The organism is Sorangium sp. KYC3313 (assembly GCF_052075895.1).
Lineage (GTDB): Bacteria > Myxococcota_A > Polyangia > Polyangiales > Polyangiaceae > Sorangium > Sorangium cellulosum_B.
This window is the reverse complement of the sequence record NZ_CP197255.1, coordinates 5,515,902-5,537,868: the sequence shown is the minus strand read 5'-3', so window position 1 is coordinate 5,537,868 and position 21,967 is coordinate 5,515,902. Positions and strand designations below refer to the sequence as shown.

Annotated in this window: 16 protein-coding genes; 7 read left to right on the top strand and 9 right to left on the bottom strand. The window is 72.2% G+C overall.

What is annotated here, in order from left to right; translation table 11 throughout:
* Positions 1 to 89: 89 nt before the first annotated feature.
* From ACSRUE_RS21695 to ACSRUE_RS21680, 4 genes are all read right to left on the bottom strand, one after another.
* Positions 90 to 905, bottom strand: coding sequence for an arylamine N-acetyltransferase family protein (locus ACSRUE_RS21695; protein ID WP_441292658.1), 816 nt, complete (start codon positions 903 to 905; stop codon positions 90 to 92).
* A 101-nt stretch (positions 906 to 1,006) separates the two neighbouring features.
* Positions 1,007 to 2,077, bottom strand: coding sequence for a type IV pilus twitching motility protein PilT (locus ACSRUE_RS21690; protein ID WP_437766089.1), 1,071 nt, complete (start codon positions 2,075 to 2,077; stop codon positions 1,007 to 1,009).
* Between the two features lies 1 nt (position 2,078).
* Positions 2,079 to 3,923: a type IV pilus twitching motility protein PilT gene (locus ACSRUE_RS21685; RefSeq protein ID WP_441292657.1), complete on the bottom strand. Its 1,845-nt coding sequence runs from the start codon at positions 3,921 to 3,923 to the stop codon at positions 2,079 to 2,081.
* A gap of 220 nt (positions 3,924 to 4,143) precedes the next feature.
* A complete protein-coding gene (locus tag ACSRUE_RS21680; protein WP_441292656.1) occupies positions 4,144 to 4,662 on the bottom strand; it encodes a hypothetical protein in 519 nt (172 codons plus the stop codon).
* 1,082 nt (positions 4,663 to 5,744) lie between these two features.
* Here ACSRUE_RS21680 and ACSRUE_RS21675 point away from each other — a divergent pair.
* From ACSRUE_RS21675 to ACSRUE_RS21650, 6 genes are all read left to right on the top strand, one after another.
* Positions 5,745 to 6,488, top strand: coding sequence for a class I SAM-dependent DNA methyltransferase (locus tag ACSRUE_RS21675; RefSeq protein WP_441292655.1), 744 nt, complete (start codon positions 5,745 to 5,747; stop codon positions 6,486 to 6,488).
* A 100-nt stretch (positions 6,489 to 6,588) separates the two neighbouring features.
* Entirely contained in the window at positions 6,589 to 6,825 is a 237-nt protein-coding gene (locus tag ACSRUE_RS21670) for a hypothetical protein (protein WP_272094263.1), read from the top strand.
* Positions 6,826 to 6,886: 61 nt separating this feature from the next.
* Complete coding sequence (gene ilvD / locus ACSRUE_RS21665; RefSeq protein WP_441292654.1) at positions 6,887 to 8,803, top strand: dihydroxy-acid dehydratase; 1,917 nt, start codon at positions 6,887 to 6,889, stop codon at positions 8,801 to 8,803.
* Positions 8,804 to 9,023: 220 nt separating this feature from the next.
* Positions 9,024 to 10,358, top strand: coding sequence for a formylglycine-generating enzyme family protein (locus ACSRUE_RS21660; RefSeq protein WP_441292653.1), 1,335 nt, complete (start codon positions 9,024 to 9,026; stop codon positions 10,356 to 10,358).
* 309 nt (positions 10,359 to 10,667) lie between these two features.
* Entirely contained in the window at positions 10,668 to 11,657 is a 990-nt protein-coding gene (locus ACSRUE_RS21655) for an FAD-dependent oxidoreductase (RefSeq protein ID WP_441292652.1), read from the top strand.
* Between the two features lie 884 nt (positions 11,658 to 12,541).
* Complete coding sequence (locus ACSRUE_RS21650; RefSeq protein ID WP_437766082.1) at positions 12,542 to 13,438, top strand: fatty acid desaturase; 897 nt, start codon at positions 12,542 to 12,544, stop codon at positions 13,436 to 13,438.
* A gap of 279 nt (positions 13,439 to 13,717) precedes the next feature.
* Here ACSRUE_RS21650 and ACSRUE_RS21645 read toward each other — a convergent pair whose 3' ends face one another.
* The 5 genes from ACSRUE_RS21645 to ACSRUE_RS21625 all read right to left on the bottom strand — a co-directional run bounded on the left by ACSRUE_RS21645 (position 13,718) and on the right by ACSRUE_RS21625 (position 19,415).
* The gene (locus ACSRUE_RS21645) at positions 13,718 to 15,388 is read right to left on the bottom strand and encodes a hypothetical protein (RefSeq protein ID WP_441292651.1); all 1,671 of its coding nucleotides are present in this window, start codon (positions 15,386 to 15,388) and stop codon (positions 13,718 to 13,720) included.
* Positions 15,389 to 15,568: 180 nt separating this feature from the next.
* Positions 15,569 to 16,561 (bottom strand): flotillin-like protein FloA, encoded by a 993-nt coding sequence (floA, locus tag ACSRUE_RS21640; protein ID WP_438031888.1) that lies wholly within the window; start codon positions 16,559 to 16,561, stop codon positions 15,569 to 15,571.
* A 50-nt stretch (positions 16,562 to 16,611) separates the two neighbouring features.
* Positions 16,612 to 17,085 carry an NfeD family protein gene (locus ACSRUE_RS21635; protein WP_441292650.1) on the bottom strand — a complete coding sequence of 158 codons (474 nt, stop codon included), beginning with the start codon at positions 17,083 to 17,085 and terminating at the stop codon, positions 16,612 to 16,614.
* Positions 17,082 to 18,590, bottom strand: a complete 1,509-nt coding sequence (locus ACSRUE_RS21630; RefSeq protein WP_441292649.1) for an NfeD family protein — start codon at positions 18,588 to 18,590, stop codon at positions 17,082 to 17,084. Before ACSRUE_RS21630 ends, ACSRUE_RS21635 begins: the two co-directional genes overlap by 4 nt.
* Positions 18,591 to 18,707: 117 nt before the next feature.
* Complete coding sequence (locus ACSRUE_RS21625) at positions 18,708 to 19,415, bottom strand: alpha/beta fold hydrolase (protein WP_441292648.1); 708 nt, start codon at positions 19,413 to 19,415, stop codon at positions 18,708 to 18,710.
* A 472-nt stretch (positions 19,416 to 19,887) separates the two neighbouring features.
* Here ACSRUE_RS21625 and ACSRUE_RS21620 point away from each other — a divergent pair, with 472 nt between their 5' ends.
* Positions 19,888 to 21,951, top strand: coding sequence for a hypothetical protein (locus ACSRUE_RS21620; RefSeq protein ID WP_441292647.1), 2,064 nt, complete (start codon positions 19,888 to 19,890; stop codon positions 21,949 to 21,951).
* Positions 21,952 to 21,967: the final 16 nt, after the last annotated feature.

The following is a 21,967-nucleotide window of genomic DNA, read 5'->3' as shown; positions in this document are numbered from 1 at the left end:
GCGCCCCGGCGCGAGGGGCGGCGGGCGCGGCCGGCGAGCCGCGCCCGCCCGGCCTCCTGCGCAGGCCCCGAGGAGGACGCGCCGTCCCTTCAGCTGTCGAGGCCCGCGCAGGAGAGCCGCGTCCCGGCCGGGAGCTCCAGCCCGAAGCGCTCTCTCAGGACGTCGAGGAGCGCGTCGTCGCGCAGCAAGACGCGCTCGACGCCGTCCGCCCGCCAATTCCCCAGCTCGCGGTTGCGCAGCGTCACCCGCCCCTCCGGCGACGGCAGCGCCACGATGAGGTTGTTCACGAACAGCGAGCTCGGGTGCGTGGACGTGTAGTGATTCGCCACCTCGTAGTCGATCGGGAGGTGCTCCTCGAGCGTGAACGCATAGATGTCCTGACACGCCTCGCTCGCCCTGGAGGCGAGCACCCATGACGAGCCCTCCCGGCGCAAGCCGATCACGTCGAGCACCCGCGCATGCCCCTCGCCCTCGACGAGCGGGAGCGGCTGCAAGAGCCCCGGACCGCCGAAGCCGACGTCCGCGATGAACGGCCCCTCGGGCAGCTCGACCAGCGACAGCATGTGAGTTCGAGGGCCCGTGTCGCTGCGCTGGAACCGCACCCGCGCGATGAGCGTCGTGAGCTTGAACCCGAGCCGGCGCAGCACCGCGGCGAACAGCGTGTTCTGCTCGAAGCAATAGCCGCCGCGGCGCGCCCGGACGAGCTTCGCCTGGACGCTGGCCAGGTCGAGGCGGATCGGCCGGCCGAGCAGGACGTCGAGGTTCTCGAAAGGGATGGAGTAGACGTGCGCTGCGTGGAGCGCGTCGAGGACCTCCCGCGTGGCGGCGAGCGCGCCGCGGTAGCCGATGCGGGCGAGATACGCGTCGAGGTCGAGCGATGCGCTGTCCTGTGTCGAAGGTTGCATTGGATCGGTGCGGCGAGGATATGCGGCCCCTCGCTCGACCGTCAACGCGCCGGTCAGCACATGGACGGCGGTAGAGCACGTCTCCGCGGCTCGACGCTGCGTCACGCCCCCTGCGCGTCGGGGAAGAGCTTCTGGAAGCTGTCCTTGTCGATCGCCTTTTCCAGCGCCGCCTGGACCGAGATGGTGTCCTTCTTGACGAGCCGCTCCAGCGCCATGTCCATCGTCTGCATGCCGGCGGAGCGGCCCGCCTGCATCAGGTTCGTGATCTGGAACGTCTTGCCCTCGCGGATCATCGCGGAGAGCGCGCTCGATCCGACGAGGATCTCGTGCGCGGCGACGCGGGCCGCGCCGTCCTTCGTGCGGAGCAGCTGCTGGGCGATGATCGCGGCGAGGCTCTCGGCGAGCATGCCGCGGACCTGGAGCTGCTCGTCGGCGGGAAACGCGTTGATGATACGGTCGATCGTCGCGGCGGCGCTGTTCGTGTGGACGGTGCCGAAGACGAGGACACCGAAGCTCGCGAGCTGCAAGGCGAGCTTCATGGTCTCGTTGGTCCGGAGCTCGCCGATCAGGATCACGTCGGCGTCCTCGCGCCCCGCGCTGCGGATCGCGCTCGCGAAGCTGCCCGCGTCGGGGCCGACCTCGCGGTGCGTGATCTGGGCCTTGATGGGGCCGTGCACGAACTCGACCGGATCCTCGATCGTGAGGACATGGCAGGCGCGCGAGCGGTTGATGTGATCGATCATCGCCGCGAGCGTCGTGGACTTGCCGGAGCCGGTCGGCCCCGTGATCAAGATGAGCCCGCTCGTCCGCTCGGACAGCCGGCGGACGATCTCGGGGCAGCCGAGATCGTCGAGCGAGAGGATCTTGCTCGGGATGGTGCGGAAGACGGCCGCGAGCCCGGTGGTCTTGTAGAAGTAGTTCGCGCGGAAGCGGGCCCTGTCCGCGTAGGAATAGGCGAAGTCGAGATCGAGCTCGTCGACGATCCGCCGCGCCTCCTCGGGGGTCGTGATCTCGAAGAGGAGCGCCTCCATCTCGGCCGTGTCGAGGGGCGTGTCGCGCAGGGCGATGAGCTCGCCGCGGGCGCGCACGAGCGGCGGGTAGCCGATGCCGAGGTGCAGGTCGCTGCCCTTCCTGGAGAGCAGCTCGTCGAAGAGGCGGTCGATCCGGGCCACGTTACGCTCCCTTCTTTCCGAAGAGCGCGCCCGCGCGCTCGAAGAGGCCCTTGCCCGCCTCGACGGGCGCGGACTTGGACGCGTCGGGCGCGGGGGCGGGCGGCCTCCTGTCCGGCGTGAGCATGGGCTGCCGCCTGCCGGCGAGGACGGCCTCGAGCTCGTCGGGGGCCTCCGCCACCTTGAGCGCGGCCTCGAGCGTGGTCTTGCCGGCGCGGACGAGCTCGGCCAGCGAGTCGTCCAGGCGGATGATCCCGAGGCCCTTCCCCCGCTGCTGGAGGCTCGGTATCTGGAACGTCTTGGAGTCGCGGATGAGGTTCCAGAGCGGGACGGAGCCGGGCAGGACCTCGGCGGCGGCGACCATGCGCCTGCCGCCCTCGCTCGGCAGGAGCCGCTGGCTGACGATGAGCCGGAGGCCGCCCGCGAGGGTGACGCGCACCTGCTGCTGATCGCCGGGCGGGAAGAGGTCTATCAGCCGATCGATGGTCTTCGCCGCGCTCGGCGTGTTCATGGTGCCGAGGACGAGGTGGCCGGTCTCGCTCGCGGCCAGGGCCATGCGGACCGTCGCCGTGTCCCTGAGCTCGCCGACGACGATGACGTCGGGGTCCTCGCGCAGCGAGGCCTTGAGGGCGTTCTCGAAGGAGCGGGTGTGCGTGCCGACCTCGCGCTGGCTGATCATCGCCTTGCCGCGCGCATGGACGAACTCGACGGGATCCTCGACCGTGATGATGTGATGGCTGGTCTCGCGGTTCAGGATATCGACGATCGCGGTGAGCGTCGTGGTCTTGCCGTGGCCCGTCGGCCCGGTGATCACGATGAGGCCCTGGTGGTGGCGGGTGGCGAGCCCGATGGCGTCGGGCAGGCCGAGCGACGCGAGGCTCGGGATGGTGCGCGCTATCAGCCGGAACGAGCCCTTGTACCCCTGCCGGTGGCGCGAGATGTTCACCCGGAAGCGGCCGAGCGCGCCGAGCTCCAGGGCGAAATCGCAGGAGCCCTCGACCTCGAGCACCCGCGAGAGGCGCGCCGGGACGCGCGGCAGGAGGAGGGACTCGACGGCCGCCGGGTCGAGCGGCTCGCCGTGCGGCATCAGCTCGCCCGCCACGCGCAGGAGCGGCGGGCGGCCGGCGACGAGGTGCAGATCGCTCGCGCCCTGATCGCGCGCCATGGCGAGCAGCCCGTCGAGGGCGGCCGCCGGCACCTCGGCGGAGGAGGGCCGCGCGCGCCCGCCCGCCGGGGCCGCGCGCGCGGCGGCGCGGGGCTCCGGGGACGGCGATGACGGGCGGGCGGCCGGCGCGGCGCGCTCGGCGGCCGGCGCGTCGTCGGCGCGCGCCTCGAAGCGGGCCACCGAGGGCCGGCTGGCGCGGGGCTCCGCTGGCGGCGGCGGAGAGCGGAGGTCGAGCGCGACCTCCGAGGAGCTCGTGCGCCTCGCGTCCTGCTCGCGCGGCGGTGGGCGCTGCCCCTCCTCGGGCGCGAGGTGCTCCCGCATGGAGAGCTGCTGCGAGGGGCGCGCGGGAGGCGCCGCGGCCGCGGTCCCCGACGCGGCGGACGACTGCATCCGCGTCATGCGGGCGTGCACGAGGTCGCCCTGGCGCGCGGCGACGACGGAGATGGCGCCGATGCCCTCGATGCGGATGTGCCACTGCGACGGCTTCGCGCCGAGGGCCTCGATGTGGCGGCCGCCGCCGAGCGCGCTGAGGAGCATGAGGATGTCCTCCGTGGAGAGGGCGCCGGGATCGACGGCCTGGAAGGCGCCCGAGACCTTCACGCTGGGCATGCGCCCGGTGGCCACGGCGAACTCTGTCACCTCGGGGCGGTTCAGTTGCGAGAGCCAGGATCGAAGGGCGTTCATCGTCGTCGCTCGTCTCCGCAAGCCGACTCTATCAACGATGAGGCGCCGCGTTTCAAAATGTCGTGCGACGGCGGCGACATTCAGCCGCGGCGACCCGCGCCGCGCGGCCCCCGCGCCGACGCCATCCCACCTTCCCCGCTCTCGGCGACCGCGCGGTCCTCCTCGGAGCGGGGCGACCCGGCTCACGCCCGCGGCGCGCTCCGCCGCGCGCGGCGCCGGGCTACTGGATCGCGAGCTTGACCCGAGCGCCCTTCACGAAGTGGCCATGCGTCTTGCCCTTCTCGCCGGGAGGCGCCTGCTGCTCCGAGTCGATGGTGAGCTGCATGTTGCCGGTCGACTCGATCTTCTTCATGGTCACCCTGGCGATCTCGACCCATTTCGTGGATCTCGGTCCGTCGGGGTCCTCGACCTTGCGGAAGAGCACCGCCTTGGTCCCCGCGGCGACCGGCTTCTCGGTCGTGGAGACGAGCGGCAGCAGGGTCGCGACCTTCCCTGCGCGCGAGACCAGCCTGCCGTAGACCTCCACGGAGTAGGTGTCCCACTCGCCCGCGCCGGGGGCGGAGGCGGGCTCTGCCGTAGGCGCGCTCTCCGCGCCGGCAGCGGCCGCCGGCGGAGCCTGCCGCGGCGTGGCGGGGTGCTCTGCCGAGGCCGCGATCGGCATGGCGGAGAGGAGCGCGGCCGCGCCCGCAGCGACGAGCGATCGCGAGCACCTGGAGAGCCAATCACCAACCGTCTTCATGCACCACGCTCCTTCGCTACTTCGACGTGATCCCACGACCCGCGCGAACTACGCAGGCTCGCAAACACCGCAGCTACAAAACTTCTCATCGTGACGCAAACTGACACCTTTCGCAACTCATTTCTCGATCTCGACGGGGTTTGCGGTCATGAGCCGGTCGTCACACGCTCGTTCTCGTTCACTTTACACGCTCGTTCACTTTCCTACTCACATTCACATTCACATCCGCCATCATCGCCATCATCGCGGGTGACCCGGGCGCGGCCCGTATCACCGGCGCCCGGCTGTGCTCTCTCCCGCGCCTCTCCCGCGCGCCGCGCCGCTTCACCTTCATCGTCGGCAGCTCGTCAGCTCTTCAGCTGCTCGTCAGCTTCTCTCCGCCCTGAGCGCTTGGGCGCGCCTCGCTCAGATTCCGGTGCTGGCCGCGTCGGCGAGGCCGACCGGGCTCCGGCTGCGCGGCGCACGCAGGGGTGCGGCGCGGCTCGCCCGAGCTCACCAGGTCATCTGGCTTGCCTGTCGTTCTGGCTCGCCCGTCGTTCCGGCAGCCTGGTCGCCCGGCGTGACCGCCTGCCTGGGCACTCCGGCTCGCCTCGCTGGTTCTCCGACGGATCCATCAGCGCGCTTCGCGAGGCGCGCTCTCGAAGAGCGAAACACCCGCGCGAGCGACAGGCTGGCTCGGTCCAAGCCCGCCGTGCCTCATTCCCATCCGTCCGACGAAACCAGCTGCGCACAGCAACGCGATCTCTCCCTCTCCAACCTCGCTCCGGGAACCTTCCCGGTGCCTTCCAACACCGCCGACCCGAAAATCGATGTCGGAGTAAGAGACGCGTTTCAACCAAGATATCATGTCTTCGTCAAAGCAGAGCAGAAATTTTCGGACGCAGTCGATTCTGGTGAGCCCCCGTGCGTCCATGTGTGCCGGCGCAGGCGTGCGCCGGTCTGGCCATGTGGGCCGGCGCAGGCGTGCGCCGGTCTGGCCATGTGGGCCGGCGCAGGCGTGCGCCGGTCTGGCCATGTGGGCCGGCGCAGGCGTGCGCCGGCGGGCCCTGCGGCTGTAGGATGGCCGCGGAGGAACAGAGCCCATGCCCACGGTCGCCGATCACTACGACAAGCTCCTCGCCGAGCACTATTCGAGGATGTTCGGGGACTACGACGCCAAGGTCGCCGAGCAGCGGGCGCTGTTCGAGCGCCTCGGCCTGCGCCCTGAAGGCTCGTCGGGCGGCTCGCCCGAGGCCATCGACCTCGGGTGCGGCTCCGGCTTTCAGTCGATCGCGCTGGCGCAGCTCGGGTTCAGGGTGACCGCCGTGGACACGTCGGACAGGCTGCTCGCCGAGCTCGAGGCGCGCCGCGGGCCCCTCGCCGTCGAGATCGTGAGAGGAGATCTCCTGGACGCGCTGGAGCGCTCGGGCCCCCCCTGCGCGCTCGCCGTGTGCATGGGCGACACGCTCCCCCACCTCGGCAGCAAGTCGGACGTGGAGCGGATGTTCGCCGGCTGCGCCCGGCGACTCGCGCCCGGCGGCCACCTCGCGCTCACGTTCCGTGACCTCACCCGCGAGCTCGGAGGCGCCGACCGGTTCATCCCAGTACACGACTCCGCGGATGTGATCATGACCTGTTTCCTCGAGTACGAACCCGAGACCGTCAAGGTGCACGACCTCGTTCACACGCGCGGCCGAGAGGACGGCCGGTGGACGCTGTCAGCGAGCTTCTATCGCAAGCTGCGCCTCGCCCCCGATTGGGTCTGCGACAGGCTCGACGCGGCCGGACTCCGCGTCATCCATCGCGAGCTCGCGCGCGGCCTCGTCACCCTCGTCGCGCGCGCCTGACCTGACGTGGGCCGGGATACGAACACCGATTCAAATACCTCCTGTGGAGGTTGATGGCGCGGGCGGCGCGGCGCTAACTTGATATGGGAGGATGAGACCCATGTCCGAGAGAGCGAGTCAGACAGGCACGAACGACGCCGGGCAAGCTGCGGTCGTCAACCGGCCGTCGCGGGATGAGGTCCAGGACCTGCGGCGAGAGCGAGACGAGGCGCGCGAGCTCCTGGCCACGCTGGTCGTGGCGCTCAAGCGCGCGACGTTCCGGCACGGCACCTACATCGACGGGCTGGGCGCCGCGATGGTCGCCGTGGATCGGTGGTCCAAGCCGCGAGGCCGATGATCGAAGGGCCGGCCCCGCCTGCCGGCTAGGCGCGAAGGCCGGAACGGAGTAAGTTCCCGGCATGGCCGGATACCGCAGTCGTACATCCACCCAGGGGCGCAACATGGCAGGGGCGCGCGCGTTGTGGCGCGCCACCGGCATGAAGGACGCGGACTTCGAGAAGCCGATCGTCGCCATCGCCAACAGCTTCACGCAGTTCGTTCCGGGGCACGTCCACCTCCACGACGTCGGGCAGCGGGCGAAGAAGGTCATCGACGCCGCGGGCGGGTGGGGCGTCGAGTTCAACACCATCGCCATCGACGACGGCATCGCGATGGGCCACGCCGGCATGCTGTACTCGCTGCCGAGCCGGGAGCTCATCGCCGACAGCGTCGAGTACATGGTGAACGCGCACTGCGCGGACGCGCTCTTGTGCATCTCGAACTGCGACAAGATCACGCCCGGCATGCTCCTCGCCGCCATGCGGCTCAACATCCCGACCGTCTTCGTGTCGGGCGGTCCGATGGAGGCGGGCAAGATCGTCGGGACCCACGACCGCGACGGCAAGCCGCTCATCCGGAAGCTCGACCTCATCGATCCGATGATCGCCGCGAGCGACGACAAGGTGACCGACGCGGATCTCGCCGCGATGGAGCGGTCCGCGTGCCCGACGTGCGGCTCGTGCTCCGGCATGTTCACCGCCAACAGCATGAACTGCCTCAACGAGGCGCTCGGCCTCGCGCTGCCCGGCAACGGCACGCTGCTGGCGACGCACGCGGCGCGCTGGGAGCTCTTCGAGGCGGCGGCGAAGCGCGTCGTCGCGCTCGCGCAGCGGCACTACGTCGACGGCGACGCCTCGGTGCTGCCGCGGAGCATCGCGACGTTCGAGGCGTTCGAGAACGCGATGGCGCTCGACATCGCGATGGGCGGCTCGACGAACACGGTGCTCCACATCCTCGCGGTCGCCCGCGAGGCGCAGGTGGACTTCAAGATGGCGGACATCGACCGGATGTCGCGCAAGGTGCCCAACATCTGCAAGGTCGCGCCGTCGTCGCATCACCACGTCGAGGACGTGCACCGCGCGGGCGGCGTGCTGACGATCCTCGGCGAGCTCGACCGCGCGGGGCTCATCCACCGGCAGGTGGGCACGGTCCACGCGGGCACGCTGGGCGAGGCCATCGACGAGAACGACATCCGGCGCCCCACGGCGACGGCCGCCGCGAAGAAGCGCTCGCTCGCCGCGCCGGGCGGCGTGCCGACCACGGTCGCGTTCTCGCAAGACAAGTACTTCGCCGACACCGACGATGACGCCCAGAAGGGCTGCATCCGCGACGTCGACCACGCGTACAGCCGCGAAGGCGGGCTCGCCGTGCTCTACGGCAACATCGCGGTGGACGGCTGCATCGTGAAGACCGCCGGCGTCGATCCCGAGATCTGGAAGTTCGAGGGGCCGGCGCGGGTGTTCCACTCGCAGGAGGCGGCGTGCGACGCGATCTGGGACAACCAGATCCGCTCGGGCGACGTGGTCGTGATCGTCTACGAGGGGCCGAAGGGCGGCCCCGGCATGCAGGAGATGCTCTATCCGACGTCGTTCCTGAAGGGGAAGGGCCTCGGGAAGGCGTGCGCCCTCATCACCGACGGCCGGTTCAGCGGCGGGACGTCGGGCCTGAGCATCGGGCACGTCTCGCCCGAGGCGGCCGAAGGCGGGACCATCGGGCTCATCGAGGAGGGCGACCGCATCCGGATCGACATCCCCGCCCGGACGATCGATGTCCTCGTCAGCGAGGCGGAGCTCGATCGCCGCCGCCGCGCCGCCGAGGCGCGCGGCGCCGACGCGTTCAGGCCGAACCGCGACCGGAAGGTCTCCCCTGCCCTGCGGGCTTACGCGCTGATGGCCACGAGCGCCGCCAACGGCGCTGTCCGCGACGTCGGCCAGATCGAGCCGAGCCGGCGCGCCGGGGACGGCGCGGCCGCGACCGCCCCCGCGCAGCGCAAGTAACGGAGCTCCCGCCGCCGTCCCGCCGCCGAGGCGCGCAGGCGAGGCGCGGACGAGGACACAGCGCCCGCTGCGCGGCGGCCGCCATCGATGGAACGGTGCCCACCGACCCCGGCCGCCCGGAGCGCCTCGGCGCCCGGCGCAGGTCGGGGCGCTGCAACGCTCCGGGCCGGTACGGCATCCATCGCGACGGGGGTGCGCCCGGTCGCGTAGGATGCCGTACATGAGAAAATTGGCGCTCATCGTGGCCACCTCTCTCGTCTCGGGTTGCAGCCCGAAGGTGCGTGACTTCCCTGGTGACCACGACGACGGGAGCGGTGGAAGCGGGGCAGGCGGCGGCAGCAGCGCCACCGCCAGCAGCAGCGACGCCACCACCACGACGACCACCACCAGCGGCGCCAGCAGCAGCAGCGGCGGTGCGACGGATAGCTGCGTCGACCCGGTGGAGGACTGCCCGCCAGCGCAGAGCGCCTGCATGGAAGCGGTGTGCAGCGAGGGTGAGTGTGCGGAGCGGCCGAGGCCGGCGCGGACCCCTTGCGGGGCAGAGGGCAGCGCGGCGTGTGATGGAACCGGGGACTGCGTGACGTGCGCGGGCGGCATGCAGTGCGAGTGCGGGGAGCCGGGTTGCCCGAACACGTGCGGATCGACGGACGTGATGGTCATGCCTCCGAGCTGCGCGGGGGGCAGGCCGGGCGCCGGGGACAGCTGCGGGCCGGGCGACGCGAGCTGCTGCGGCAACAGGATGGTCCCCTGTGGCACTTTCCTGAGGGGCTACGACGGGACGCCGAGCACAGACGACGCGTTCCCCGCGGCCGTCAGCGACTTCCGCCTGGACAAGTACGAGATCACGGTGGGGCGATTCCGAGCGTTCGTGGATGCCGGGCAGGGCGTGCAGGAGAGCCCGCCGGCCATCGGGGCTGGCCGGCACCCCCACGTCAACGGCAGCGGGTGGATCGCGGGGTGGAACACGCGGCTCGCGCCGGACACCGCGGCGCTCCGGGCGGCGCTGCAGTGCAATGGCGATCGCCTCTGGACGTGGACCGACGCCCCCGGGTCGAACGAGGAGCTGCCGATCAATTGCATCACCTGGTTTGAGGCGTTCGCGTTCTGCGCGTGGGACGGCGGCCGCCTGCCCTCCGAGGCGGAGTGGAACTATGCGGCTGCCGGTGGCGACGAGCATCGACCTTACCCCTGGGGCTCCGGGATCGACGGCGATCGCGCCTCCTACAACTGCACCGGGGATGGAAGCGCCGCGGGGGCTTGCGCGCTGAGCGACATCCTGCCGGTCGGGTCGAAGCCGCGCGGCGACGGGCGATGGGGGCACTCGGATCTGGCCGGGAATCTCTGGGAGTGGACGATGGACTGGTGGCGGGACGCGCTCCCCACGCCGTGCATCGACTGCGTGCATCGCGTGGACGGCGATCGCGACGCCACGCGGGTCACCCGCGGCGGGAGCTACCGCGCGCCGGCGACGGACGTGCGCGCAGGCAACCGCGACTTCAGTTATCCCATCGACCGCGTCAACAACATCGGCGCCCGCTGCGCACGAAACATCTAGAGCGGCGGTCACCCGCTTCGGATACGGGCCCACCTCGACGTTTTCGGTGCTCAGCGCACCGGAGTGCGCTTCCGCGCCGAAAACGCCGATCTGGGCCCGTCTCCTGTGCGGGAGACCGCCGCTCTGCTGGGCATGGTGCAGAGGTGGGCGGAAACGGCCGTGGATCGGACGTCGCTGGACACAGCGGGACGGCGCGGGACATCAGGGGACGTCGCGGGACATCAGGGGACGTCGCGGGACATCAGGGGACGTCCACACGACCGGATTCGACGCCGGGCGTGGTGTGCGATGTCGACGCCGAGGCGCGGCGTGCTAGAGCGCGCGATCGTGGCGTCATCGCGGAGCCAGGCTCAAGGGCAGCAGATCACCGTCGTGGGCGCAGGGGTGATCGGGTTGACCACGGCGGTCGTCCTCCAGCGCGACGGCCACCGGGTGCAGGTGATCGCAGCGGCGCGCGGCGCGCGCACGACGTCCGCGGTCGCGGCCGCGCTGTGGCATCCTTTCCTGGCGAACCCGCCCGATCGCGTCAACGCGTGGTCCTCGAGGAGCCTCGATGAGCTCACGCGCATCGCGAACGAACACCCGGAGGCGGGCGTGGATCTCCTGACCGCACGCGAGGCCGCGGACGACACGCGCCTGCCGTGGTGGGCTCCGAGCGTCCCGGACCTCGCGCTCGAGCCTGGACCCCACCCGCTGGGCGCGCCGTACAGCCTGCGATTCACGGCGCCGCGCATCGAGCCCTCGTTGCACCTGCCCTGGCTGGAGGCGCAGCTCGACAGTCCAGTGCGCACCGAGCACGTGCGATCGCTCGCCGAGGTCGAGGGCGACTGCATCGTGAACTGCACCGGGCTCGGGGCGCGCGCGCTCACCGGCGACGGCGAGCTCATCGGTGTCTACGGCCAGGTGGCGATCGTCGAACCAGGCGAGATCCCCCCAGATGTCGCACTGGGTGATGAAAGGGACGAATCGGCGCTCGTTTATGTCATCCCAAGGCGTCGCGAGATCGTGATTGGCGGTTGTTTCATCCCGTCGCGCGACGATCGCCCGTTGACGCCTGATCCCGAGCTTGCTGACGCAATGCTCCAGCGGGTGCGCGCGGCCGGGATCAAGCCAGGCCGCTTGCTCGGCTCACGCGCCGGGCTGCGCCCTTATCGGAGCACCGTGCGGGTCGAGCGTGAAGGCCGTGTGATCCACAACTACGGCCACGGCGGTTCGGGATACACGCTGGCATGGGGTTGTGCCCACGAGGTGAGCGCAATGCTGCGGGACGGCAACGCGTCGACACACGGCCATGTCTAGCGGAATGTGCCAAGCGCACTGTTTCGACGCGCGCCATGATGGCAGCGTCAGCGCGGCGCTCCGGGCCTGTTCCTCGGACAACAGCAGCGGCGCCAACGCCAACGCCAACCCACGCCGCCGCGAACGCCGCCACGAGCCAACGCAAGCTGACGCAGGTGGACGAAGTCGTCGCAAACCAACGCAACGGTTGCGTCGATCGCAACGGTCGTAACCGACGTAACCGACGTAACCGACGCGACCGACGTAACCGACGCGACCGACGTAACCGTCGCAACCGACGTAACCGACGTAACCGACGCAACCGACGCGACCGTCGCAAACCGAAACAAACGACGCTGCTTCTGGAATCCAGCCAACCAGAAAGCTCAACGCAACGCTCCGAAAGTCCCGTTGTGCTCCTGTTGCTAGGCTGCTAGATTGAATTCGTGCTCGCCTGCGAGCGTCTCGCGCCTTCTCTCGCAGGGGGACCGCCCATGGCGCTCCTCTGTTCGTCCGAGGGAATGGTCGTGGACGGCCTCGCTCTGGAGGTCGCTAACCCCTGACGACCTCTCGGTGCCATCCCTGGAACGCGGTCCCGAGTGGTCGAACGTTCGTTTGCGCTTGATCCGGTGTCCACCGTTCGCTGTCACCAACGTGAAGATCCGAAGCTTCCCCCGGGAGTTTTGAGCGCCATGAACAACGACGAGAACCGACTCAGTCGTCCATCGGGGCGGCCAGCCGTCTGGAGTTCCACGAGGAACAACGACGAGAAGTGCCCGAGCCGACCCTCGGGCAGGCCGTCCGGGCGGCCCTTGGGCAGGCCGTCGGGGCGGCCCTTAGACAGGCCGTCGGGGAGACCTTCCGGGCGGCCGGCGCTCTGGAGCGTCCTGCCGCTCGACAGCGGCTTGCTGCAGACCCGGACGATCGAGTGGCCGACGGTGGCGCTCTTCGCCGGGTCGTACGCCCTCTGGGCGACGGCCGTCTACGCGGGCATCGCGGGCTCGGTGTCGACCGTTCCGGCCGTGCTCGCGGCGGCGGTCGCCGCGTATGCCGCCTTCACGCCGATGCACGAGGCGTCGCATCGGTCGCTGGCGCGCTCCGCGCTGCTGAACGGCGTGATCGGGCGGCTGTCCGGGCTGCTGCTCATGGCGCCGTTCCTGGCGGTGCGTCACTTCCACCTCGAGCATCACAAACACACGAACGAGGCGGACCGGGATCCCGACTACTGGAGTGGGCGCGGCCCGTGGTACCTCCTGCCGCTCCGCTGGGCGACACAGGATCTCCACTACTATTATCTATTTTTGCGCTCCTACCACGCGCAGAAGCGCGCGGAGCGGATCGAGACGGTCGCGTCGCTCGCGGCCATGCTCGCGCTCGTGGCGCTGGCCTTCGGGCTCGGCTATGGCGAGCTCGCGCTCCTCTACTGGATCTTGCCGGCGCGGCTGGCGATCTTCTTCCTCGCATTCGCCTTCGACTACCTGCCTCACTACCCCCACGAGATCACCGCGACGCAGGACCGGTACAGCGCGACGCGCGCGGTCGACAGCGCGCTGTTCAACGTGCTGCTCTTCGGGCAGACGTATCACCTGATCCACCACCTCTACCCGGCCGTGCCGTTCTTCCGCTACCGGACCGTGTGGAAGCATCAGCGCGAGGAGCTCATGAAGCTCCGCTCGGAGAGCATCCCCCCGCCGCGGGCGTCGTTGCCCCTGATCGCGGCGGGCAGCCTCGCCGCGCCGCGGGCGCCCACGATCCAGGCGGCTCACCCCACGCAGGGCGCGGCCGAGCTCGACGCCATCTGATCCGCGCCGCGCCCCGCTCTACGGCGGTTTCCGCCCACCTCTGCACCATGCCCAGCAGAGCGACGGTCCCCCGCACAGGAGACGGGCCCAGCCACCATGCCCAGCAGAGCGGCGCTCTCCCGCACAGGAGACGGGCCCACGCTACATGCCCAGCAGAGCGGCGGTCACCCGCACAGGAGACGGGCCCAGATCGGCGTTTTCGGCGCGGAAGCGCACTCCGGTGCGCTGAGCACCGAAAACGTCGAGGTGGGCCCGTATCCGAAGCGGGTGACCGCCGCTCTAGAGGCGCGCGCGGCGGCGGGGACGGAGCGCTCGCGGCGGCAGCAGGACCTCTCGGAAGAGCAGCGCCTCCGCCACGGCGCGGCGGTCCAGCGCGACGCTGGACACGTCGAGGCGCGACCCGAACGCGTCGGGTCGCCGCTCGGCCGTGCCGAGCGCCGGGATCGCGGCGCGCGCCCTGATGAGGATCGACAGCGACTGCGCGGGCGCCCGATGCGCCGCCAGGACCGCGCCCGTGAGGAGCGCCCGGGCGTCGAGGACGGCGGGGACCCGGCCGGCGAGCAGCGCGTCGCGCGCGCGCGACGCCTCCTGGCGCTCGTGCGGGCCGTAGTCGAGCCCGCTGATGTCCTGCAGACCGAAGCCGGACAGGGCGGTGAGCGGGCCGGCATAGAGGCGCTCCACGATCCACGCGGCCATGGTGGCGAAGGGCGCCAGCGGGACGGGGCGAAAGGCGCCCCTCACGGGCAAGAGCAGGTCATCGAGGCTCACCTCGGCGTGGCGGCGCGCCCACGCCTCCCGCAGGGCGCGCGCGTCCTCGTTGAGCCCGCCCCGCTCGAGGACCATGCACCCGATGAGCACGCGCAGGTGCGGCGGAGGGTGCTCGTCATAACGCGCGCCGGTCACGTCCGTCTGGACGGCGATGGACGCGTACGGCTCGTCCTCCTGGAAGAACAGCTCGCTCATCGTGAGCACGTAGGCGGGGCCGAACATGAGCGTGCCGAAGACGTCACAGAAGATCTCCTCGAACCACACGCCGAACATCCGCCTGAGCGCGGGAGCCGCGATGCGATCGCCGTCCGGCGCGAGCGGGCGCACCTGCTCGCCCCCCAGGCCGAGCTCGCGGCGCAGGGCCGGCTCGAGGCCGTCGACCGAGGCCAGGAAATCGTGGCCTATCTCGTGCGCGAGCGCCGGCCAGCGCAGCGGGGTCGAGAAGAAGTCGACAGGGAGGAAGATGGGCGCGATCGACGTCGGGATGAAGCCCGTCCAGATCGCGAGATCGAAACCCGTGAGCTGCGTGGCCGGCGCTCCGCTCCGGAGCGGCAGCCCCTCCGCCCGCGCGAACGCGATCACGGGGGCGTAGCAGGCGTCGGCGAGGGCATCCGCGTCGCCGAGCTCGGGCAGGAGCGACGGGTCGCGGCGCTGCCGCACGAGCACCGCGATTTCGCCCACGACGAGCTCGATGGTGTCCGCCGCGTCCTCCGCCTCGCGCGCCGCGAGGCCCGCGTCGACGGCGGCGCGCAGGCGCCCGATCTCGCGCGGGACGGCCCCGAGGAGCGCGTCCGTGAAGCGCCGGTTCGCCCGTTCGTGACGCACCACGTCGCCGAGCGCCGCGGCGCTCTGCTCGAGCTCGGCGAGCCGCAGGAGCACCACGCGCAGCCGGTCGGCGTCGGGCGCGCGGGGGGCGCCGAACGCCATCCCCGCCCACGGCGCGGCGCTCGGCGGCGCGACATCGGCGAGCCCCGTATCGCTCCCCGTACCGCTCCCCGGCGCGGCGTCGACGAGCGCTGGTTCGCTCCGCGGGGCGTCCGCGCCGCCGGGCCGCGCGGCGGCACGCGCAGCGCGCTCGGCGCGCCTGGCTTGCAGGCTCCCGTACATGCTCGCGAGCTTGACGATCGCCCAGATCACTCCGAGGAGGGCGCCGACGTATTTCTCGAGGTCGATGTCATGCATGGCGCCCGTCCAGCGTCGTCGGGGCGCGGCTCGCAGGCCGCGCCGCCCTCCGGCCGCGCAGAGCGCGGCGATAGCGCCCGGGGCGGGCCGAGCACCTCGGCCAGGACGAAGCGCCGCACGAGCGCGTCGCGGCGGCCGAGCCACGCGAGGAGCGGGCTCGGTGGGTCGCGCGGCGGCACCTCACGACTCCCCGACGGGATCGGGCTTGCCCCCCGTGGTGCCGGCGATGCCCTGGCGCATCTCGGTGTCGGCGATGACGTTGCGCATGTTGTAGTAGTCCATGACGCCGAGCTTGCCCGTGCGGAGCGCCTCCGCGACGGCGAGCGGGATCGTCGACTCCGCCTCGACGAGCTTCGCCCGCATCTCCTGCGTCTTGGCCTTCATCTCCTGCTCCTGCGCGACCGCCAGCGCGCGGCGCGACTCCGCCTTGGCCTGCGCCACCTGCTTGTCCGCCTCGGCCTGCTCCGTCTGGAGCTTCGCGCCGATGTTGGAGCCGACGTCGACGTCGGCGATGTCGATGGAGAGGATCTCGAACGCCGTCCCCGCGTCGAGGCCCTTCTTGAGCACGTTCTTCGAGATGGTATCCGGGTTCTCGAGGACGTGTTTGTAGTCGTCGGCCGAGCCGATGGTCGAGACGACGCCCTCGCCGACGCGGGCCAGCACCGTCTGCTCGCCCGCGCCGCCGACGAGGCGATCGATGTTGGCGCGCACGGTCACGCGCGCGATCGCGAGGAGCTGGATACCGTCCTTGGCGACGGCCGAGACCTTCGGGGTCTCGATGACGCGCGGGTTCACCGACATCGCCACCGCCTCGAGCACGTTGCGGCCGGCGAGATCGATCGCGGCCGCGCGCGAGAAATCGAGCTCCATCCCCGCCTTGCCGGCCGAGATGAGCGCGTTGACGACCGCCTCCACCCGCCCGCGGGCCAGGTAGTGGGCCTCGAGCATGTCGACGGACACCCCCTCGAGACCCGCCTTCACGGCGCTGATCCGCGCGTTGACGATCTGATCGGGCGGCACCCGGCGCAGGCGCATCGCGATGAGCGTGAGCATCGAGACCCCGGCGCCCGACGCCTGCGCGGCGACCCACAGCCGGAGCGGCACCATGTACAGCGTCGCGACGATGGCGACGAGCACGAGCCCGCCGATCACGATGACCGAGATGATCTCCATATCCCTCTCCACCCGTCCCTGTCCGTGAAGGGCCGCCTCTCGCGCGCTCGCTAGGGCTCGCGCGGCTCGACGACGACCCGATTCCCCTCCACGCTCGCGACCCGCACAGGCGTGCCAGCCTCCACGTAGAGGCCGTCGGTCACGACATCGACCGCGCGATCCTCGATCTCGACCGTGCCGGCGGGGCGGAGCGGCGTGAGCGCCCTGCCCTCCTTGCCGGCCAGCGCGGCGAGCCGCGCGTCCGGGCCACGCCCGCTCCGCTGGGTCTCGAGCAGCACCATCTTGCGGCCCACCGGCGTCCTCGGGACGGCCCAGAACAGGAGCCCCGTCACGCAGACGCCGGCGCCCAGGGCGAGCAGGCCGTAGCCGACCCCGAGGGCCGCCCATGCGAGCGCGACCGCGCCGAGCACGGCGGCGCCGCCGAGGAGCCCGACGAGGCCGACGCCGGGGATGACCAGCACCTCGATGGCGAGCAGCACGAGCCCCACCACGAGCAGCGCGACGACGAGCAGCGCGGGCGTCACGCTCCGCGCTCCTCGTCCGCGCTGCGCGCGACCGCCCTCACGACGACCCGGCCCCCCTCCGCGCGGATCACCCGCACGCGGGCGCCGGCCTCGACGTAGCCGAGCTCCGAGAGCGCCTCCACGCGGCGGCCGTCGAGCGCGACCTTGCCCGAGGGGCGCAGATCGGTCGCGGCCGTGCCGAGCCGGTCCACGAGCGACGCGGGCGCCGCGGGGCCCTCGGGAGGCCCTCCGACGGCGACGCCGCGGATCGCCGCGTCCAGAACGAACCGCCGCCCGAAGCGCGTCCTCGGCGCGACGCGGGCGGCGCCCACGGCGAGCGCCGCCGTCGCCGCGAGCGAGCCGCACACCGAGGCGAGGGCGCGCGGCAGCCAACCGGCGTGCCAGGCGACGTCGACCGGCACGCGCTCGAGATCGAGGAGCGAAAGGAGGAGGGCGCTCGCCACGCACGCGGCGCCCGCGACCCCAGGGACGATGTGCCCCGGGACCAAGATCTCCACCGCGATGAGGATCGCGCCGACGGCGAAGAGCGCGAGCTCCTCCCAGCCGGCGAGCTTCACGACGTGGTGCCCGAAGAAGAACAGCGCGAGGCACGAGAGACCGACGGCGAGCGGGACGCCGTGGCCCGGCGCGTAGAGCTCGAGGAGGATGCCGAGCATCCCGAGGGTCATGAGGACCCCGGAGAGCGTGGGATCCGAGAGGAAGCGCGCGAGCTCCTCGGCGAAGCTGGGGCGCGGGCGGATGATCTCCGCGGGCTGGGGGCGGCCCAGTGCGCCGAAGAGGTCTGCCTCGCTCCCGGCCTGCACCTCGGCGACGCCCCACGCGAGCGCCTGCGCGCCGTCCAGCGTGAGCAGCTTCCCCTTCTCGTCGAGGCCGGGGACCTCCACGTCGGCGTCGACCATGGCCTCGGCGATGTCGCCGCGCCGCCCCTTCGCCTCCGCGGTCGCGCGCATCTCCTTCCGCATGTAGGACACGACCTTCTCGGCGACAGGCTTCATCTCGCCGCCCTCGCCGATCTGCACGGGCGTCGCCGCGCCGAGGGTGGCGCCGGGGGCGACCGCGATGACATCGCAGGCGAGCGAGATGAGCGCTCCGGCCGAGATCGCGCGCGGGTTGACCCAGCACACCGTGCGGACGCGCGCCCGGAGCAGCGCGTCCCGGATGGCGAGCGCGGCGTCGATGCGGCCGCCGAGCGTGCTGATGTCGAGCACGAGGAGGTCGCCCTCCCCCTGGGCGGCGACGACGCGCTCCAGGAAGGGCGAGAGGCCGAGATCGATCGTCCCGGAGATCGCGACCACGGTGACCTTCCCCGCGCCGGGGATCGGCGGGAGCGGCCGCGGGCCCGGCGGCGCGGGGGCTCCGGCCGCGCCGCCCGGGCCCGCGGCGGGCGCCGCCGTCTCGCCGCGGGCGGGGAGGCACAGCGCCATCGTCGCGAGGAGCGCGAGGAGCGGGGTCGCGCGCCGCGCCCACCTCGCGGCCTGTTCCAGCAGGCGCCACAAACCAGTCAAGCCCCGCTCCCTGCTATGGCGGCTCGGCTCGCGCCGCGCGCCATGCTCCCTGAGGTTCACGCCGAAGACCGCCGCGACAAGGGTAGCGCATGGCGGCGCTCCACGATACCCCCCTGCTCAGGCTGCTCCGCCGTTGCCCGCCATGAACCTCGCCACCGCGTCCGCGAACTCGGCTGGTCGCTCCACGATCCAGTCGTGGCTTCCCTTCGAGGAGACGACAAGGGTCGAGTCGGGGATCAAGCGTTGGATGGCGAGGGCCGAGCCGATCGGCACCGTGAGATCGCGCGCGCCCCAGGCGAGCAGCGTCCTCACCCGCACGCGCGCCGCGTAACCGCTCAGATCCGCGGTCGCGGCGATCCGCAGGAGGCTCAGCGCGCTCCGCGCGTGGAAGAGCAGGTTGTGGAGGAGAGCAGGCGTCCCCCGCGCGACGAAGCGGGGCGCCAGCAGCGCCTCGGCCGCGCGGGCGAGGACGAGCGAAAGGACCGAGCCCGGCGGGTTGAATCCGATGGAATCGACGAGCACGACCCCGGTTAGCCGCTCGGGGTGCAGCGCCGCGACGATCAGCGCCACGGCGCCAGACAGCGAGTGGCCGATCAGCGTGACGCGCTCGAGGCGCAAAGCCCGCAAGGCCTCGGCGACGCAGCGCGCGTACCGCTCCAGGGTCCACGGCGCGCGCAGCCGCGAGGCGCGGCCCGAGCCGGGCAGCTCCAGGACGACCACCCGCGCGTGGCGCGCCATCGCCTCGACCGCTGGCTGGTAGGTCGCGCCGTCGATCAGCATGCTGGGCAGAAGCACCGCGGTCTTGCCGGTGCCCGTCTCGGTCACATAAAGGATCTCGTCTCCGACCCGGATCTCGCGCCCACGGCCTTCCGCCCGAACCTCCCGCCTCGCCGCGGGGCCCGCGGAGATGGGCAGGATCTTCTCTCCTCGACCCGACCGGGGGACATACGAGCCGGCGACAAGGAGCGAGCGTCCGGCGCAGGATCCCGTCGTTCCGCTTCGTCGAGCGCGCTTTCCCATGATCGGCGAGCCGTTGCCGGACGCGTGCCAGCGCGGGCTGGTTCGCCGCGAATTCGCCGCGGGGATCGCATGAAAACCTGGAAGGCCGTTGAGCCTGTCGCGCGCCGCGCTAAGCTCGTGGACACAGGCTTCGAGACGTCAATCTCCAGGCTGATTGGGGGCCAGCAGGCATGTCGCCGCGGGCCGAGAGCCGGACGGCGCCTGCTCGGACAACCAGCTCTTCTGGAATGACAGAGGCGATATGTTGAGGTTCCGCTCCACGTCCGGAGATCGGAAGATGGCCGAGCTCAGCGTCTCGGCGCTCTCCGTATCCGCTGCGATGTCCGTCCTCTCCCAGGGTGCATGGGGGACGGACGCGCCGCCCGCCGCGGAGGTCCAGTGGGCCTATGCGCTCGTCGCTGCGCTCGGGTATCTGCCAGCCGCGATCGAGATCGCCGCAGCCACGCTGCGACGGACGGGAATGTCGGCCGAGGCGTATTTGCGGAAGAACGCGGCGCAGCTGGACCCGGGGGGACCCGAGGGGGAGATCGTGGGTCTGGTGCTCGGCGACGCGCTGGAGTCGCTCGGCGAGGAGGCGCGCCGGGTGGTGCATGCGCTCGCCGTGCTGCCCGCGGCGGGCATTCCGCTGGAGGTGGTCGCCGCCGCGGCGGGGAAGCCGGCGCCCTCCGCGGCGCGGCCGCTCCAGCTGCTCGTGCATGGGCGGGTGGTGTCGCTCGAGCAGGGCCCGCAGACCTTCACGATGACGCCTCCCGTGCGCGCCGCGGCCCGCGAGGACGCGGCGGCCGACGCGAGGCGCTGGGACGCGCTCCACCGGGGGTCGGCGGACGCGATGCAGGCGCTGCTGTTCTGGGCGGCCGCGGCCGAGGGGCGGCCGGAGGCGGCGTCGCGCCGGCGCGTCGCCTGCGAGCTCTTCGCGGCCCTCGACCTCGCGCCGTTCCGGGACGGCGAGCGCGGCGCCGAGGTGCTGGCGCGGGCGCTCGTCGACGCCTGCACGGTGGTCGATCTCGGGCTCCCGGCCGAGCTCCAGCAGCGCTTGCTCGACGAGGCGGCGCGGCTCTCGGGCGACGCGCTCCCCGAGCTGCGCGAGCGCGCGCTCGCGGCGCTCGAGAGCGCGCGTCGCGCCGAGCTCGCGAGCAAGCGGCGCGGCACCTTCGGGACGCTCCGCGCGACGCCGGCCGCTCGCGAGCGCGGCCGCCCTGGTCACCGCGACGTCCTCCGCAAGGCGGTGCGCGCGAACGCGCAGCGCGCGGCGGCGCGGAGCTCGCCGCCGGCCGACGACGAGGTCTTCCGCAGCGCCAAGGAGCTGCTCGCGCGCGGCAACCGGCGCCTCGCCGAGGGCGCGCTCGAGGCCGCCGTGGCGGACTACGGCGAAGCGCTCGCCGCGTTCGAGGCGGCCATGCACGGGCGTGGCCAGGCGACGGCGCTCCTGCTCCGCGGCGACGTGCACCGGCGGCAGGGGGACCTCGCGGCCGCCTCGCGCGATCATGAGCGGGCGCTGTCGCTGTTCAAGGCGGCGTCCGACCGGGCCGGAGAGGCGATGGGGTTGCTCGCGCGCGGCAACCTCCGGCTCGACCAGGACGAGCTGGCGGGGGCCGCGAGCGACTACGGGTGCGCGCTCACGCTCCTCAGGGCTTGCCGCGATCGCCTGGGCGAGGCCAACGTGCTGAAGGCGCAGGGCGATCTGTGCTTCAGGGAGGGGGACCTCGCGGGCGCCGCGCGCGCCTACGACCGCGCGCTCTACATCCTCGAGGGCGTGGAGGAGCGCGTCCTCAGCCAGCTGCGCTCGCCCCCGCCGAGCAGCCGTGATGAGCGTCGCGGGGCGAGCTCACGCGCCCGCGCCGCGCGCGAGGTGCTCCCGCAGCCGGATCTCCTCCGGGCGCTCGGGTGCGAGCAGACCCATGCGCGCACGTGGCAGGCCCGCGGCGACCTGCGCCTGCGAGAGCGGCAGACGGCGCTCGCGGCGCGCGACTATGGCAATGCGATCCTGCTGTACCGGGACAGCGGAGATCGCCGCGGCGAGGCCGCCGCGCTCAAGGCCCGCGGCGACCTGCGCCGCCAGCGGGGCGCGCTCCCGGGCGCGCAGCGCGACTACGAGGACGCGCTGCGGCTCTTCGAGGAGCTCGGGGACAGCGCGGGCCAGGCCGCGGTGCTCCACGCGCGCGCCGATCTGCGCTGCGAGCGGGGCGACACCGCCGGGGCGGCGCTCGATTATTCGAGGGCGCTCGCCCTGTTCGACGCGACGGGCGACCCCGCTGCGCACCCGGGCGCAAAGGGCGCCGTCGCGGGCGTCTCCCACCGCGACGACCCACCGCGCCGCGCCGCGGCGGCTGTCCCGCGGTGAGCCGGCGCGCCCGGCG